The organism is Xylella fastidiosa (assembly GCF_011801475.1).
GTDB classification, from domain to species: Bacteria; Pseudomonadota; Gammaproteobacteria; order Xanthomonadales; family Xanthomonadaceae; genus Xylella; species Xylella fastidiosa.
This window is the reverse complement of record NZ_CP044352.1, coordinates 1,343,527-1,359,817: the sequence shown is the minus strand read 5'-3', so window position 1 is coordinate 1,359,817 and position 16,291 is coordinate 1,343,527. Positions and strand designations below refer to the sequence as shown.

The window sequence follows — 16,291 nt, the reverse complement described above, 5'->3', positions numbered from 1 at the left end:
AATGAATAACGCATCATGCAACGCATCAACACACCTCATGTCCACTCGTAATAATCCTCACCATTTTCTCCTTCTCCTTTAAATACCCAGACTGCTCCGGCGGGACATTCATCCATAAAAAACCAAAGCCCTGCACCTTCAAGATCCATCTCTTCATCTGAAGCAGGAAAAGAGCTTCTAAACATCTCCACCAATTCTTCAGTGGTACCGGTGAAAAATTTACCCTTTTCGGCAAGCTTGAGACGTCCCTCATCCAGTAATTTCCCTATTAAAAATAAGAAATCATTTTTTCTTTCTTCAAATGAGGCCGGATCCTCTTGATGAGGAGCAACTCCATAGATCCTCCTTATACAACTCCAAAGTCCATCCAAAGCCCCCCCTAAATTCTCACAAATATCATCTATCTGTTCTTGCGTTAACATGTCATCACCTATCACCTAAATTTAAGTTCAACTTTGTCGGTTTTTGTAAGCTCCATCAAAGAGGGATTATTTTGTATATCAATCGTCCATCTTGCTTTAGTCAAGTCTTGTGATTTAGAAAAAGATCTCAAATTCACCGTGGTCCCATCACTCAATTTAGCTGCAAAAAGACCTTCCTTTATCTTCTTTAAAGGCACATCTCCCGCCAATTGCTGTGCATAATTCATAATCTGCTTATCAGTTAAAGCTTCTGATTTAAATACCCTCACATTACCCGCTTTATTACTGCCCCCTTTGACTAAGGGGTCATACGGTACGTATTCAAATTTTATACCATCAACAACTAATTCATTCTTCTGACTACGCCTGCCAATCACACTTTTCACATCATCCAGGCGCTTTTGCCGCTGCAGCGCCATGATTTGACCAGGCGGTTTTTGGGTTAAATCAGGGCCTTTGGGGTTATTTTTTATTTGCCTAAGCGCTTCTTTTTCTGCATTGGCAATCTCTTTTGCGGTGCCAGAAATCCAGCGACCGCCGATCATTGCCGCTTTAAGGCCGTATTTGGCAAGGTTGCCAATCACTATGGAGGTGACGTAGTCCTGCCCTCTTTCTAGGGCCACTTGTTCTAGGGTTTTTTCTCCGGAACGAATCGCTTTGATGTCTTGCCAAGCTTGATAGGCGGTGATGCCTTTATCGGCTAGCCAGACGGCGCCAAGAATCACTGGGATAAAGGCGGCGTTGTTTTCGGTTTCCAGGCGGGCGGCGGCGCTGCTGACGGCGGCATCGCCTCCGGCGGCGGTGGTGATGCCGGCCACCAGGCTGGTGACTAGGTCGGTACGGTGTTGTTTTTCTTCAGCGCTGAGGCTGGCCGCTTCAGCACCGTTGGCGCGGTCTAGAAGGCTGTTGATGACAACGGCGGCGGCACCACCTACCGCGCCAGCACCACAAGCCTGGCCTTGGGCGGCGGCACCGGCACAACCCAGGAGGCCTTGCAGGGCGCTGCGGGCGGTGTCGCTGCCCAGGGTGTCGGCAAGGTCTTTGATTTCGCGGGCGCCCAGGCTTTGGATGTAGTTGACTGCGGCGTTTTGCAGCATTTGGGTGGCCGGGCCGGTCACTTGTTGGCCGGCGGCCAGGGTCAGGGCGGTCACGATGGTGTGGCCGGTGCCACCCAGTTCCCAGGTGGTGTTGTTTTGGATGCGTTGTTGTAGGGCGGCGACGATGTCAAAGCCGACTTTAAGCGGCAGGTTCCACTTTTATTTGAATATCGCTAATCAAACGGCGTTTATTTAATGCAACTACGTTTGAATAAAATATGATGATTGGTGGTAATAGATTTAAATAGATTTGCAGTAATACCGATGCAGATGCCGCCTCATGAGGGGCACGGCATCTGTAGATTTAAATAAATCACTGCAACAGGGAATGAAATGAATGAGGCATCATGCAACGCATCAACACACCTCATGTCCATTCGTAATAATCCTCACCATTTTCTCTTTCTCCTTTAAATACCCATACCGCTCCGGCGGGACATTCATCAAAGAAAAACCAAGTTCCTGTCTCTAACTCTTCATCCGAAGCAGGAAATGATTTTCTGAACATTTCCACCAGTTCCTCGGTGGTGCCCGGGATAAATTCGCCATTCTTGGCAAGCTTGAGCCGTCCCTCATCCAGTAATTTCCCTATTAAAAATAAGAAATCTTTCTTTCTTTCTTCAAATGAGACCGGATCCGGTCGCTGAGGATGTATTCCATGCGCATCTCCTATATAACCCCAAAGAAAACTCAAAGGCCCACCTAACATCTCATAAATATGATCTACCTGCTGTTGCGTTAACATAAAATCACCTATCACCTAAATTTAAATTCAACTCTTTGATCTGTAACTTCTCTCAACTTAGGATTATTTTCTATATCAATCGTCCATCTCGCTTTAGTTACTTGATCTGAAGAAGAAACAGACCTCAATGTCACCTTGGTTCCATCACTCGCATAAGCCACATAAACCCCTTTTTTACTCGTCTCTTTAAAAGGCGCACCTTGTGCCCATGTCTCCGCATATTGTCTGATTTCTTTATCGGTTAACACTTCTGATGGAAATACCTTGGTCGTCCCACTTTTATTACTTCCTCCTGGAACTTTAGGGTCATACGGTAAGGGGTCGAACTCCCTCTTTGAAATAATAAATTTATTATTTGGGTGACGCTTATCAAACGCATTTTATTTTAATGCAACTGCGTTTGAATAAAATGCTATGTGGTAGTCACACAAACGCGGGTGCAGCTGCCTTCGGAACATCGCACCCGTGTATCTAAATAAATCATCGCAACAGGGAGTGAGGTTAGTCACGCATCATTAAAAACACCACCCGTAATAATCCTCACCATTTTCTCCTTGTCCTTTATGCACCCATACCGCTATAAATGGACAATCTGCAAAAAACCAAAGTCCTGTGTCAAGATCTTCATGCGAAATATAACTAGGAAAAGATCTTCTAAACATATCTACCAATTCTTCAGTAGTCCCCTCCATAATAAGCTCGGTCTTTCTATTACCAAGCTTGAGTTTTCCCTGATCCAATAATTTCCCCATTACAAAGAAGAACTCGTTCTTTATTTCCTCAAATGAATCCGGATCCACTTGCGAAGAAGAAATTTCATGCACCTCCTTTACATAATCCCAGAAATGATGAAACCCCCCACCTAAATCCTCATAAATAAAATCTATCTGCTCTTGCGTTAACATGTCATCACCTGAATTTAATTTCAACTTTTCGATTTACAATTTCCTTCAAAGAGGGATTATTTTCTATAACAAGCGTCCATCTTGCTTTAGTATCTTCATATGAAGACGAAACCGACCTCAAATGCACAATAGTCCCATCACTCAGATCAGCCCTATAAACTCATTTTCTGCTCGTCTCCTTTAAAGGCACATCCCCCGCCAATTGCTGTGCAAACTCTCTGATTTTCTGATCACTGAATGCTTCTGATTCAAGCACCTTCACATTACCCGCTTTATTACTCCCTCCGACAGAGCCGCGCGGTGTGACTTTGGCTTTTAAACCCGAAAAAACAAATTCGCTACTTGAGTTACTTTTATCAACTAAGGCTATTGCTTTATTAAATGCCCCCTGCTGCAACGCGATGTATTGACCAGGCGGTTTTTGGGTTAAATCCGGGCCGTTGGGGTGATTACCTATCCGCGTCAGTGCTTCTTGTTCTGCGCTGACAATGTCATCAACGTTGGACAGCTTATTGGCTTTGGAAGTAGCCATCCCCTCCAAGACATCTTTACTGAGATTGATGCCTGCTTCGGCGAGGATCTCTCCCGCTTTGACGGTGCCGGCCGCAGCCAATGCAAAGCCTACATCCGCGATCACTGAGCCGAGATCTTCGCCAAACTGCTTGGCATGTTGATCGCCTCCAACAATGAGAGCTTCCGACATGCGAGAAACCTTGTTAAGCAGTTCTTGAACGGCGCGCTCACCTAATTGCACCAGTAATTTTGGGTGGGTAAGGATTTTCTCCAACTCATGAAAGACATCCACCGGATGCAGGATCAAGTGCTCCAGCCCGTTGATATTGCTGATGCCTGACTCCTTTAAGCCTTTTAAGAGTCCATCAGCAGTGAGTTTATCTTGGCGGGCACTGATCTCACGCCACTTCGCTCTTACTTTCTCCTCTTCCAAGCGACCTTTGTCTTTCTCCGTAGCGGCCTCAAGCTCCTCGCTTACCATTTGAACGTATTGTTTGGCCGCCAACCAGTTGTTATCCACGGCAGCGATGGCGGCATGGGTGGCGGTGGCCGCATCCGTGTGCGTGGTGCTGGCGATGCCGGTGACGATGGAGGTAATGAGGTTGCGTTTGGCTTCGCGGTCTTGGGCGGTGTCTTCGGGGCGGGGGTCGCTAAATAATCCCGTGAGGACGCTGGAGGCGGCGGCGCCTTGGGCGCCACTGCTGCAGCGTTGTTGGCTGGCGGCAGCACCGGCGCAGGCCAGCAGGGCATGGAGGGCGGCGTGTAGGGGGCTGCCTTCGGTCAGTTGGCCGGTGGCCACCCAGTGGCCAATGGCGGTGGCGCCTTGTTGTTGGACGTAGTTGACGATCATGTGTTTGGCAAGGTCGCTGCTGGCAGCGCTGACGTTGCCGCTGGCACCGGCGGCTAAGGCGGTGGTGATTTGGCGGTAGGTGCCGCCCGGTCCCCAGGCGTCTTTGATGGCCTGGGCTTCGTTGGTGAGGGTGATGGCTTGGTCACGTAATGTTTGCCGCTGTTGGTCATTGAATCCGTTGGTGGGGTCGCGTGCGGCTTGGTCTGCGGCGGAGTTTATTTAATGCAACTGCGTTTGAATAAAAGAGGATGTTTTTTTAATAAAAAGATTTACGGAAATACCAACGCGAATGCCGGCCCATTACGGGCACAGCATCTGTTGTGTATTTAAATAGATCATCGCAACAGGGAGTGAGGTTAGTGAGGCATTATCAATAAGTCCACCCGTAATAATCCTCACCACTTTCCAATTCTCCATCAAATAACCATGCCGCTACAAATGGACAGTCTTCCGTCACTAACCAAAGCCCTTCCAGCATCTCTTCATCCGAAACAGGAAAACAGCTTCTGAACTTCTCCACTAATTCCGCAGTGGTACCCTCCATAATCAGCTCGGTCTTTCTGTCGCCAAGCTTGAGCTTGCCCTCATCTAGTAATTTCCCTATTAAAAAAAGAAAATCATTTTTTCTTTCTTCAAATGAGTCTGGATCGACTTGATCATGAAAAAGTCCATGCGCCCGATTTATTTTAGACCACATAATATGAAAAGGACGCCCTAAATCCTCATAAATCTCATCTATCTGCTCTTTCGTTAACATGGCATTACCTAAATTTAAGTTCAACAGTTTCTTTTGTCATCTCCCTCAAAGAGGGATTATTTTGTATATCAATCGTCCATCTCGCTTTAGTCACTTCATTTGAAGAAGAAGCAGACCTCAAACGCACGCTGGTTCCATCACTCAATTTAGCCATATAAACCCCTGGCTTTACCTCCTTTAAAGGCACACCTCCAGTTAATTGCTGTGCATAGTCCTTGATCTGCGCATCGGTTAACGCCTGCGAGTCAAATACCTTGGTTGTACCACTTTTATTACTTCCCCCTGGAACGTTGCGGTCATAGGGTACAGCTTTGACCTCAATCCCTCCCACGACCAATGTATCCTTTTGACTACGCCTGCCAATCACGCTTTTCACATCATCCAGGCGCTTTTGCCGCTGCAGCGCGATGATTTGACCAGGCGGTTTTTGGGTTAAATCAGGGCCTTTGGGGTTATTTCTTATTTGCCTAAGCGCTTCTTTTTCTGCATTGGCAATCTCTTTTGCGGTGCCAGAAATCCAGCGGCCGCCGATCATTGCCGCTTTAAGGCCGTATTTAGCGAGGTTGCCAATCACTATGGAGGTGACGTAGTCCTGCCCTCTTTCTAGGGCCACTTGTTCTAGGGGTTTTTCTCCGGAACGAATCGCTTTGATGTCTTGCCAAGCTTGATAGGCGGTGATGCCTTTATCGGCCAGCCAGACGGCGCCAAGAATCACTGGGATAAAGGCGGCGTTGTTTTCGGTTTCCAGGCGGGCGGCGGCGCTGCTGACGGCGGCATCGCCTCCGGCGGCGGTGGTGATGCCGGCCACCAGGCTGGTGACTAGGTCGGTACGGTGTTGTTTTTCTTCAGCGCTGAGGCTGGCCGCTTCAGCACCGTTGGCGCGGTCCAGGAGGCTGTTGATGACAACGGCGGCGGCACCACCTACCGCGCCAGCACCACAAGCCTGGCCTTGGGCGGCGGCACCGGCACAACCCAGGAGACCTTGCAGGGCGCTGCGGGCGGTGTCGCTGCCCAGGGTGTCGGCAAGGTCTTTGATTTCGCGGGCGCCCAGGCTTTGGATGTAGTTGACTGCGGCGTTTTGCAGCATTTGGGTGGCCGGGCCGGTCACTTGTTGGCCGGCGGCCAGGGTCAGGGCGGCGACGATGTCAAAGCCGACTTTAAGCGGCAGGTTCCACTTTTATTTGAATATCGCTAATCAAACGGCGTTTATTTAATGCAACTACGTTTGAATAAAATATGATGATTGGTGGTAATAGATTTAAATAGATTTGCAGTAATACCGATGCAGATGCCACCTCATGAGGGGCACGGCATCTGTAGATTTAAATAAATCATTGCAACAGGGAATAAAATGAATGAGGCATCATGCAAGGCATCAACACACCTCATGTCCACTCGTAATAATCTTCACCATTTTCTCCTTCTCCTTTAAATACCCATACCGCTCCGGCAGGACATTCATCTGCAAAAAACCAAGCTCCCCGCAGCATTGCTTCATCCGAAGCAGGAAAAGATTTTCTGAACATCTCCACTTGTTCCTCAGTCGTGCCTGTCATAAATTCGTCATGTTTTGCAAGTTTGAGTCGTCCTTCATCCAGTAATTTACCTATTAAAAATAGGAAATCTTTCTTTCTTTCTTCAAATGAGGCCGGATCCACATGTATACCAGTAATTCCATGCGCATCTCCTATATAACCCCAAAGAAAACTCAAAGGCCCACCTAACATCTCACAAATCTCATCTATCTGCTCTTGCGTTAACATAAAATCACCTATCACCTAAATTTAAGTTCAATAGTTTCTTTTGTCACTTCTCTCAACTTAGGATTATTTTCTATATCAATCGTCCATCTTGCTTTAGTCGCATTACTTGAAGACGAAACCGACCTCAATGTCACCTTGGTTCCATCGCTCGCATCAGCTACATAAACACCTGGAATCATTTCTTTAAAAGGCGCACCTTGTGCCCAAGTCTCCGCATACTGTCTGATTTCTTTATCGGTTAACACTTCTGATGGAAATACTTTCACATTGCCCGCTTTATTACTGCCCCCTTTAACTTTAGGGTCATACGGTAAGGGTTCCAGCTGCTTCCCTGAAATAATAAATTTATTATTTGGGTGACGCTTATCTATTAAACTGACGGCGTTATCCACGTACTTTTCATACTGCACCACCAGTTTTTCAAGGTTCCTGGCCGCCATCCCCTCCAAGACATCTTTACTGAGATTGATGCCTGCTTCGGCGAGGATCTCTCCCGCTTTGACGGTGCCGGCCGCAGCCAATGCAAAGCCTACATCCGCGATCACTGAGCCGAGATCTTCACCAAACTGCTTAGCATGTTGATCGCCTCCAACAATGAGAGCTTCCGACATGCGAGAAACCTTGTTAAGCAGTTCTTGAAAGGCGCTCTCACCTAATTGCACCAGTAATTTGGGGTGGGTAAGGATTTTCTCCAACTCATGAAAGACATCCACCGGATGCAGGATCAAGTGCTCCAGCCCGTTGATATTGCTGATGCCTGACTCCTTTAAGCCTTTTAAGAGTCCATCAGCAGTGAGTTTATCTTGGCGGGCACTGATCTCACGCCACTTCGCTCTTACTTTCTCCTCTTCCAAGCGGCCTTTGTCTTTCTCCGTAGCGGCCTCAAGCTCCTCGCTTACCATTTGAACGTATTGTTTGGCCGCCAACCAGTTGTTATCCACGGCAGCGATGGCGGCATGGGTGGCGGTGGCCGCATCCGTGTGGGTGGTGCTGGCGATGCCGGTGACGATGGAGGTAATGAGGTTGCGTTTGGCTTCGCGGTCTTGGGCGGTGTCTTCGGGGCGGGGGTCGCTAAATAATCCCGTGAGGACGCTGGAGGCGGCGGCGCCTTGGGCGCCACTGCTGCAGCGTTGTTGGCTGGCCGCAGCACCGGCGCAGGCCAGCAGGGCATGGAGGGCGGCGTGTAGGGGGCTGCCTTCGGTCAGTTGGCCGGTGGCCACCCAGTGGCCAATGGCGGTGGCGCCTTGTTGTTGGACGTAGTTGACGATCATGTGTTTGGCAAGGTCGCTGCTGGCAGCGCTGACGTTGCCGCTGGCACCGGCGGCTAAGGCGGTGGTGATTTGGCGGTAGGTGCCGCCCGGTCCCCAGGCGTCTTTGATGGCCTGGGCTTCGTTGGTGAGGGTGATGGCTTGGTCACGTAATGTTTGCCGCTGTTGGTCATTGAATCCGTTGGTGGGGTCGCGTGCGGCTTGGTCTGCGGCGGTGGCTTGGCGGGTTTTGAGATCGGCTTCTGCGGCACGGTTGTTGATGAAGGTGCCGGTTTCCCGTTGTAGGGCGGTGACGATGTCAAAGCCGGCGTTGATGCGTTGTTCGTCAAAGATGGGGGTGAGGGCGTTGCTGGTGGCGGTGTCGGTGAGGATGTCGCGGTTGAGGCCGGCGATGGTCTGGGCGGCGGTGTGGCCGGTGAGGGCGTGTTGGGCGGCGGGGTCGCGGATGGTGAGGGCGCCTTGGCTGATGCCGCTGTAGGTGGTGCTGTGGCTGCTGTCGCTGGCGGTCATGGCGCCAGGAGGGGCAGCGCTGAGGCCGTTGTGGGTGGGTAAGGTGGTGCCAGGAACCTGGGTGGCGGTGGCGGCGTGGCCTTGTTGGTCGGTGCCGACGGTGCCGCCGTTGCGGCTGTAGCCGCCGCCCAGGTTGACTTGGGTGGCGGTGTAGGTGGCGCGGTTTTCAATGTCTTGCAGGATCAGGGTGCCGGTGTCCAGGGTGTTCAGGCCGTTGTGGATGGCGGTGCTGTTGGAGGTGATGGCGCCGCCGATAAGGTGGGTCTGGCCGCCAACGGTGATGTCATAGCCGCCATCGCCAGTAAACAGGCCGCTTTGTTCGGTGACGCTGGCGTAGTCGCTGCGGATGGTTTGGTTGTTGAGGTTGGCGCTGCCGCTGACGCCTGCGCCGACGGTGAGGCTGCCGCCAAGGCTGCGGTCTTTGCTGCGGTAGTGGTGGGTGTCTTGGAGGCTTTGGATGGTGAGGTTGCCAGCAATGTCGGCAATGACGTGTTTGGCGGTGCCAATGGCGCCTTTCATGAGGAGGTCGCCGCCGGCTTCAATGGTCAGTAGGTTGCCGCCTCCGACGTGGCTGTTGGTCCAGGTGAGGTCGGTAGACTGGCCGCTGCCTGTGGAGGTGCTGGCGTGGGCGGTGAGGCCGGCACTGGTGCCGCTGGAGCCTAGGTTCACGGCCACGCCGACACCTGCGCTGCGGCCGCGGCTTTGACGGTCGCTGGTGGTGGTGTTGGCGGCGGCCAGTAGGGCGATGTCGCCATCGGCTTTGAGGTAAGTCATGTTGTCGCCGCGGACGTGGCTGCCTTGGATGGTGAGGGTGGAGGCTTCGCCGTCACCGGTGGCGCTGATGCGGACGTTACCGCCGGCGTTGACGTTGGAGCCTGCGGCGGTGGTGGTGGTGGTGGTGGTGGTGCTGTCGTGTGTGCTGCGGCCAAGGGTGAGGGAGGCGTTGAGGCCGCCCAGGGCGCGGGGGTCTTGGCGCACGGCATCAATGGTGTTTTTGGCGCCCAGGGCGGTGGTGAGGCCGGCCCATTGAGGCCTCACCACAATCCTTTGATGTATTAAAAATTCATTCTTTACATTCCGGCAAACGATTTGCACTCTGATTTCATAATATTTTCATTAAAAAGCATCATTGAAGCACCATCAATTTGACCAAGTACATAGGGATCTTTACTCGCCTCAAGCTTTTTCATTTCCTCTCTGATCTTTTGCTCGAATCCACCTTTTCCAGAAACAATATTAGCCTCAAATTTTTCCTTTAGCTGAGGATAAATTTTAGAGCAACTTCTTTTTACAGCAACTGCAGAAAGTGCATCTTTTTGAATTTTTAAATATATATCCATAAGATTATCGAGGGCCTGCGAAATGGCATTTTGTTTATCTTTTTCCAAATCTGAGGTTGCATCTTGTGCGTATAAATGGCCGCTGCAGAATACAGCAAGAATAAATAGCTTAATGAACACTTTATTTCTTGGATATATGAAATTCATTCGATCTCTTTATTTTCTCAGTCAATTAATGATTATTAATACAGGTCAATTGGAATCTATAAATTTGTAGTAATACCGACACAGATGCCGCCCCTTAAAGGCACGGCACCCACGTAATTTAAATAAACAACCGCAGCAGGGAGTGAGGTCAACGCATTATCAATCAGCCCACTCGTAATAATCCTCACCATTTTCTCCTTCTCCTTTATGCACCCAGACTGCTATAAATGGACACTCTTCTGTCACTAACCAAGTTCCTTTCATTAGCTCTTCATCCGAAGCAGGAAAAGAGCTTCTGAACATTTCCACTAACTCCTCAGTGGTGCCATTGATAAATTCGCCCTTTCTATTACCAAGCTTAAGCCGCCCCTCATCCAGTAATTTACCTATTAAAAATAGAAAATCTTTCTTTCTTTCTTCAAATGACTCAGGATCCACTTGAGCGGCAGTAACTCCACGCACCTCAACCATATAACCCCAAAGAAAATGGAAAGGACACTCTAAAGTTTCATAAATAACATCTATTTGCTCTTGCGTTAACATTTAATCACCTATCACCTAAATTTAAATTCAACCTTTTCTTTTGTCACTTCTCTCAACTTAGGATTATTTTCTATATCAATCGTCCACCTTGCTTTAGTCACATTACTTGAAGACGAAACAGACCTTAAATGCACAATCGTGCCATCACTCGCATCAGCTCTATAAACCCCTTCACTCATTCTCTTAAAAGGCGCACCTTGTACCCATGTCTCCGCATACTGTCTGATTTCTTTATCGGTTAACACTTCTGATGGAAATACCTTGGTCGTCCCACTTTTATTACTTCCTCCTGGAACGTTAGGGTCATACGGTAAGGGTTCCAGCTGCTTCCCTGAAATAATAAATTGATTATTTGGGTGACGCTTATCTAGGGTAGTTTATTTAATGCGAATGCGTTGCTATGTGGTAGTAATACCGATGCAGATGCCGCCCCTTAAGGGCACGGCACCCGTGTAATCTAAATAAACAACTGCAGCAGGGAGTGAGGTCAACACATTATCAATCAGCCCACTCGTAATAATCCTCACCATTTTCTCCTTCTCCTTTATGCACCCAGACTGCTATAAATGGACACTCTTCTGTCACTAACCAAGTTCCTTTCATTAGCTCTTCATCCGAAGCAGGAAAACATTTTCTAAACATCTCCACCAGTTCCGCAGTGGTGCCCTCTATAATAATTTCGTTCTTCCTATCGCCAAGCTTGAACTTGCCTTCATCCAGTAATTTCCCTATTAAAAATAAGAAATCTTTCTTTCTTTCTTCAAATGAGGCCGGATCCTCTTGCGCGGCAGAAACTCCATGCGCATCTCCTATATCAAACCAAAGAAAATGCAAAGGATGCTCTAAATCCTCATAAATATTATCTATTTGCTCTTGCGTTAACATAAAATCACCTATCACCTGAATTTAATTTCAACTTTTTTTTCTTTTGTAAACTCTCTTAAAGACGGATTATCTCTTATCTCAATTGTCCATCTCGCCTTAGTTTCATTACTTGAAGAAGAAACCGACCTCAAATGCACAATAGTTCCATCACTTACATCAGCCCTATAAACTCCTGAACTCACCTCCTTTAAAGGGGCACCAGGCGCTAATTTCTGTGCATAGTTTCTGATTTGCTGATCGGTTAGCATTTCTGATGCAAATAATTTCACATTACCCGCTTTATTACGGGTCGGTATAGCTTCTAGCTGTATACCTTCAACGACCAAGGGATTTAAATTACGCTTACCAAGCACCCCTTTGAGGTCAACATATCTTTGTTTAGCTTCCACCACCAGTTTTTCAAGGTTCCTGGCCGCCATCCGCTCCAAGACATCTTCACTAACTTTGATGCCTGCCTTGCCGAGGAGCTCTCCTCCTTTGGCGACGCCGCCCACTCCAACTAACAGGGCACCCACATCCCAGACCACGGTGCCCAGACCTCGGCCGTATTCCAGGGCATCAAGATCGCCTCCAAAGATCGTGTTGGCTTCGATGCGATCCACCCGCTCATTGAGTTCCTGAACGAAGCGCTCGCCTAATTGCTGACGGACTGCGGGGTCGGTAATCAGTGCCTTCAGGCCGTTAACGGTATCAATGGGATGCAGGACCAATTCCACCAGTCCGTTGAGGTCGCTCTTGGCTGACTCGGCTAAGCCCAGCAGGAGTGTAGAGGTCGTTAATATGTCTTGTTTTGCAGAAATGGCATCCCATTTGGCTTTCACTGCCTCCTCTGCCCAGAAGCCCTTCTGCTTAGCGGCCTTGAGTTCGTTTTCCATTTGCAGTTTTTGCTGGGTGGCCAACCAATTGTTATCCACGGCAGCGATGGCGGCATGGGTGGCGGTGGCCGCATCGGTGTGCGTGGTGCTGGCGATGCCGGTGACGATGGAGGTAATGAGGTTGCGTTTGGCTTCGCGGTCTTGGGCGGTGTCTTCGGGGCGGGGGTCGCTAAATAATCCCGTGAGGACGCTGGAGGCGGCGGCGCCTTGGGCGCCACTGCTGCAGCGTTGTTGGCTGGCCGCAGCACCGGCGCAGGCCAGCAGGGCATGGAGGGCGGCGTGTAGGGGGCTGCCTTCGGTCAGTTGGCCGGTGGCCACCCAGTGGCCAATGGCGGTGGCGCCTTGTTGTTGGACGTAGTTGACGATCATGTGTTTGGCAAGGTCGCTGCTGGCAGCGCTGACGTTGCCGCTGGCACCGGCGGCTAAGGCGGTGGTGATTTGGCGGTAGGTGCCGCCCGGTCCCCAGGCGTCTTTGATGGCCTGGGCTTCGTTGGTGAGGGTGATGGCTTGGTCACGTAATGTTTGCCGCTGTTGGTCATTGAATCCGTTGGTGGGGTCGCGTGCGGCTTGGTCTGCGGCGGTGGCTTGGCGGGTTTTGAGATCGGCTTCTGCGGCACGGTTGTTGATGAAGGTGCCGGTTTCCCGTTGTAGGGCGGTGACGATGTCAAAGCCGGCGTTGATGCGTTGTTCGTCAAAGATGGGGGTGAGGGCGTTGCTGGTGGCGGTGTCGGTGAGGATGTCGCGGTTGAGGCCGGCGATGGTCTGGGCGGCGGTGTGGCCGGTGAGGGCGTGTTGGGCGGCGGGGTCGCGGATGGTGAGGGCGCCTTGGCTGATGCCGCTGTAGGTGGTGCTGTGGCTGCTGTCGCTGGCGGTCATGGCGCCAGGAGGGGCAGCGCTGAGGCCGTTGTGGGTGGGTAAGGTGGTGCCAGGAACCTGGGTGGCGGTGGCGGCGTGGCCTTGTTGGTCGGTGCCGACGGTGCCGCCGTTGCGGCTGTAGCCGCCGCCCAGGTTGACTTGGGTGGCGGTGTAGGTGGCGCGGTTTTCAATGTCTTGCAGGATCAGGGTGCCGGTGTCCAGGGTGTTCAGGCCGTTGTGGATGGCGGTGCTGTTGGAGGTGATGGCGCCGCCGATAAGGTGGGTCTGGCCGCCAACGGTGATGTCATAGCCGCCATCGCCAGTAAACAGGCCGCTTTGTTCGGTGACGCTGGCGTAGTCGCTGCGGATGGTTTGGTTGTTGAGGTTGGCGCTGCCGCTGACGCCTGCGCCGACGGTGAGGCTGCCGCCAAGGCTGCGGTCTTTGCTGCGGTAGTGGTGGGTGTCTTGGAGGCTTTGGATGGTGAGGTTGCCAGCAATGTCGGCAATGACGTGTTTGGCGGTGCCAATGGCGCCTTTCATGAGGAGGTCGCCGCCGGCTTCAATGGTCAGTAGGTTGCCGCCTCCGACGTGGCTGTTGGTCCAGGTGAGGTCGGTAGACTGGCCGCTGCCTGTGGAGGTGCTGGCGTGGGCGGTGAGGCCGGCACTGGTGCCGCTGGAGCCTAGGTTCACGGCCACGCCGACACCTGCGCTGCGGCCGCGGCTTTGACGGTCGCTGGTGGTGGTGTTGGCGGCGGCCAGTAGGGCGATGTCGCCATCGGCTTTGAGGTAAGTCATGTTGTCGCCGCGGACGTGGCTGCCTTGGATGGTGAGGGTGGAGGCTTCGCCGTCACCGGTGGCGCTGATGCGGACGTTACCGCCGGCGTTGACGTTGGAGCCTGCGGCGGTGGTGGTGGTGGTGGTGGTGGTGCTGTCGTGTGTGCTGCGGCCAAGGGTGAGGGAGGCGTTGAGGCCGCCCAGGGCGCGGGGTCTTGGCGCACGGCATCAATGGTGTTTTTGGCGCCCAGGGCGGTGGTGAGGCCGGCCAGGGCGTGGAGACGGGGGTCGCCGCTGCGAGCGGCGGCGTGTTGCATTTGCTGGGCGGTCTGGGCACCGGCAATCAGGGGGTTGCTGAGGCCGACGGTGAGGCCGCTTTGGCGGGTGGCGGTGTGTTGGGTGGTGTGGCTGGTGTGGTGGGCTTGGATGATGTCGACTTTTTTGGCGTGGATGTCGATGTCGCCGTTAGGGGACAGGACGTCGCTGCCGATCTGTTGGTAGTGGCCGCCCGCCAGCAGGGTCACATTGCCGTTGGTGGCGCCGATGAGGGAGCCGGTGGTGGTGGTGGCTGTGGTGGTGCTGTCGGTGCGCTGGCTTTGGTTGCCCAGGGTGAGGGAGGCGCCGCCGTTGCGGATGAGGCCGCGTTGTTTGGTGTGTTCTGAGTAGGTGGATTGGGTGGTGTTGGTGGCGGCTTGGAGGGTGAGGTCGCCTTTGGCCTGCATGTAGGTGCCGGCATCGGAAAGGAGGTGGCTGCCGGTGACGGTGATGTTGTTGCCTTTGACGAGGACTTTAGTGCCGCTGAGGGTGCTGCTCATGGCCTGGGTCTGTTGTTGGTCGGCGTGGGTGGTGGTGGTGCGGCTGTTGAGGAGGCCGCTGCGTTTGCTGTGGTTATCTTGGCTGGTGTATTGGAGGGTGTCCCCGTGCGTAATGGTGACGTTGCCGGTGGCCAGGGCGCTGACAGTGCCTTGGGTGCTGTGGAGGGTGACGGCACGCAGGTTGATGTCTTGGCCGCTGTTGAGTTGGATGTCGCCGGCGCTGCGGATGCTGGTGCCGTGTTCGGTATCGATGCGGGTGTGGCGGCTGTTGCGGGGGTCCCACTGGGTGGTGTCGCTGCGGTGGGTGTTGAGGGTGCCTAGGTGTAGGCGGCCGGTGGCTTTGAGGGAGGTGTAGCCGTCAAGGCCGGTGTTGCTGATGGCAACGGCTTGTTGGGTCATGGCTTGGTCGGTGCTCAAGCCAAGGTAGGCGCCGGGGCCGGTGACGGTGAAGCCGGCCTGTTGGTCCAGTTCTGTCACGCTGTGGTGGCGGGTGCCTTGGGTGGTGGCGTCGCGGAGGGTGCTGCTAGCAAGGAAGTTGCCTTGGGCATGGACTTTGAGGAAGTCGCCGGCGGTGAATTGTCCGCCCAGGTTGGTGAAGTCGCCGGTGGTGTGGATGTTGATGGCGTCGGCGGTAAGGCGGCCGCCTTGTTGGTCCATGATGTGGGTGTTGATGTTGATGAGGTCGCGGGCGTCAATGGTGCCGGTGTTGGTGAGGGTGTGGGCGTTGATGGTGGTGCTGGCGGCCGCCAGGAGGGCGCCGTCTGGGGTGAGGTCGCCGGTGCGGGGGCGCAGGTAGAGGCGGGGGACGAGGGCGACGGTGGTGGTGCCGTCGGGCAGGTGGACGTCTTGTTGGACGAGCCAGACGATGTCGCTGGTGAGTTGGGCCATTTGGTCGGCACTGAGGGCAATGCCGGGGCGCAGTTGGTGCTGTTTGGCGACGGTGAGGCCGGCGTCCAGGAGGGCGCGGTATTGGTGGTCGTCGTCGGTGTAGCCGTCCAGGCGGCGGCGGCCGGTGAGTTGGGCGATTTGTTCGCGGATGAGGCGTTGTTCGTAGTAGCCGTCGCCGAGGCGTTTGTGGAGGGTGTCGTGGTCGCCCAGGGCGTGGAGTTGGCTGTCGGCGCTGGTGTAGGGGCGGCCGAGGGTAAAGCGGGGGTCGGTGGTGATGAGGGTGGCGGTGTCGGGGTGAATGGTGAAGAGGCTGTTGTTGGGCAGGGTGAGGGGGCCGGT

Annotated in this window: 16 protein-coding genes and 2 pseudogenes; 1 reads left to right on the top strand and 17 read right to left on the bottom strand. The window is 52.8% G+C overall.

Features of this window, described 5'->3' with window-relative positions; genetic code table 11:
- Positions 1–35 precede the first annotated feature (35 nt).
- The 6 genes from F7G16_RS05955 to F7G16_RS05930 all read right to left on the bottom strand — a co-directional run bounded on the left by F7G16_RS05955 (position 36) and on the right by F7G16_RS05930 (position 4,532).
- Complete coding sequence (locus F7G16_RS05955) at positions 36–422, bottom strand: DUF596 domain-containing protein (RefSeq protein ID WP_004090788.1); 387 nt, start codon at positions 420–422, stop codon at positions 36–38.
- 11 nt (positions 423–433) lie between these two features.
- Complete coding sequence (locus F7G16_RS05950) at positions 434–1,573, bottom strand: DUF769 domain-containing protein (RefSeq protein WP_011098016.1); 1,140 nt, start codon at positions 1,571–1,573, stop codon at positions 434–436.
- Positions 1,574–1,886: 313 nt separating this feature from the next.
- On the bottom strand, positions 1,887–2,264 hold the full coding sequence (locus F7G16_RS05945; protein WP_004088339.1) for a DUF596 domain-containing protein: 378 nt from the start codon (positions 2,262–2,264) through the stop codon (positions 1,887–1,889).
- Positions 2,265–2,275: 11 nt separating this feature from the next.
- Complete coding sequence (locus F7G16_RS05940) at positions 2,276–2,512, bottom strand: hypothetical protein (protein ID WP_011098018.1); 237 nt, start codon at positions 2,510–2,512, stop codon at positions 2,276–2,278.
- 267 nt (positions 2,513–2,779) lie between these two features.
- Positions 2,780–3,169, bottom strand: coding sequence for a DUF596 domain-containing protein (locus F7G16_RS05935; RefSeq protein ID WP_004088338.1), 390 nt, complete (start codon positions 3,167–3,169; stop codon positions 2,780–2,782).
- A gap of 160 nt (positions 3,170–3,329) precedes the next feature.
- Positions 3,330–4,532 (bottom strand): hemagglutinin, encoded by a 1,203-nt coding sequence (locus tag F7G16_RS05930; protein ID WP_243857813.1) that lies wholly within the window; start codon positions 4,530–4,532, stop codon positions 3,330–3,332.
- Positions 4,533–4,611: 79 nt separating this feature from the next.
- Here F7G16_RS05930 and F7G16_RS05925 point away from each other — a divergent pair, with 79 nt between their 5' ends.
- Positions 4,612–4,755, top strand: a complete 144-nt coding sequence (locus tag F7G16_RS05925; protein ID WP_155115088.1) for a hypothetical protein — start codon at positions 4,612–4,614, stop codon at positions 4,753–4,755.
- A gap of 147 nt (positions 4,756–4,902) precedes the next feature.
- Here the strand turns inward: F7G16_RS05925 and F7G16_RS05920 are convergent, their stop codons facing one another.
- The 11 genes and pseudogenes from F7G16_RS05920 to F7G16_RS12725 all read right to left on the bottom strand — a co-directional run.
- Positions 4,903–5,289, bottom strand: a complete 387-nt coding sequence (locus tag F7G16_RS05920) for a DUF596 domain-containing protein (RefSeq protein WP_004090753.1) — start codon at positions 5,287–5,289, stop codon at positions 4,903–4,905.
- A gap of 4 nt (positions 5,290–5,293) precedes the next feature.
- Entirely contained in the window at positions 5,294–6,376 is a 1,083-nt protein-coding gene (locus F7G16_RS05915; protein WP_140161860.1) for a DUF769 domain-containing protein, read from the bottom strand.
- Positions 6,377–6,674: 298 nt separating this feature from the next.
- Positions 6,675–7,052, bottom strand: coding sequence for a DUF596 domain-containing protein (locus tag F7G16_RS05910; protein ID WP_004087856.1), 378 nt, complete (start codon positions 7,050–7,052; stop codon positions 6,675–6,677).
- Between the two features lie 11 nt (positions 7,053–7,063).
- Positions 7,064–8,323: a hemagglutinin gene (locus F7G16_RS12740; protein WP_425510558.1), complete on the bottom strand. Its 1,260-nt coding sequence runs from the start codon at positions 8,321–8,323 to the stop codon at positions 7,064–7,066.
- 984 nt (positions 8,324–9,307) lie between these two features.
- A pseudogene (locus F7G16_RS12735) lies at positions 9,308–9,808 on the bottom strand (hemagglutinin repeat-containing protein); the annotation flags it as partial.
- Between the two features lie 92 nt (positions 9,809–9,900).
- Entirely contained in the window at positions 9,901–10,290 is a 390-nt protein-coding gene (locus tag F7G16_RS05900) for a hypothetical protein (RefSeq protein WP_228446143.1), read from the bottom strand.
- A gap of 186 nt (positions 10,291–10,476) precedes the next feature.
- Positions 10,477–10,860 carry a DUF596 domain-containing protein gene (locus F7G16_RS05895; RefSeq protein WP_004087821.1) on the bottom strand — a complete coding sequence of 128 codons (384 nt, stop codon included), beginning with the start codon at positions 10,858–10,860 and terminating at the stop codon, positions 10,477–10,479.
- An 11-nt stretch (positions 10,861–10,871) separates the two neighbouring features.
- Positions 10,872–11,105 carry a hypothetical protein gene (locus F7G16_RS05890; RefSeq protein WP_012382652.1) on the bottom strand — a complete coding sequence of 78 codons (234 nt, stop codon included), beginning with the start codon at positions 11,103–11,105 and terminating at the stop codon, positions 10,872–10,874.
- Positions 11,106–11,358: 253 nt separating this feature from the next.
- The gene (locus tag F7G16_RS05885) at positions 11,359–11,745 is read right to left on the bottom strand and encodes a DUF596 domain-containing protein (RefSeq protein ID WP_004087822.1); all 387 of its coding nucleotides are present in this window, start codon (positions 11,743–11,745) and stop codon (positions 11,359–11,361) included.
- 11 nt (positions 11,746–11,756) lie between these two features.
- Positions 11,757–14,453, bottom strand: coding sequence for a hemagglutinin repeat-containing protein (locus F7G16_RS12730; protein ID WP_425527306.1), 2,697 nt, complete (start codon positions 14,451–14,453; stop codon positions 11,757–11,759).
- 161 nt (positions 14,454–14,614) lie between these two features.
- A pseudogene (locus tag F7G16_RS12725) lies at positions 14,615–15,064 on the bottom strand (hemagglutinin repeat-containing protein); the annotation flags it as partial.
- Between the last annotated feature and the right edge of the window lie 1,227 nt (positions 15,065–16,291).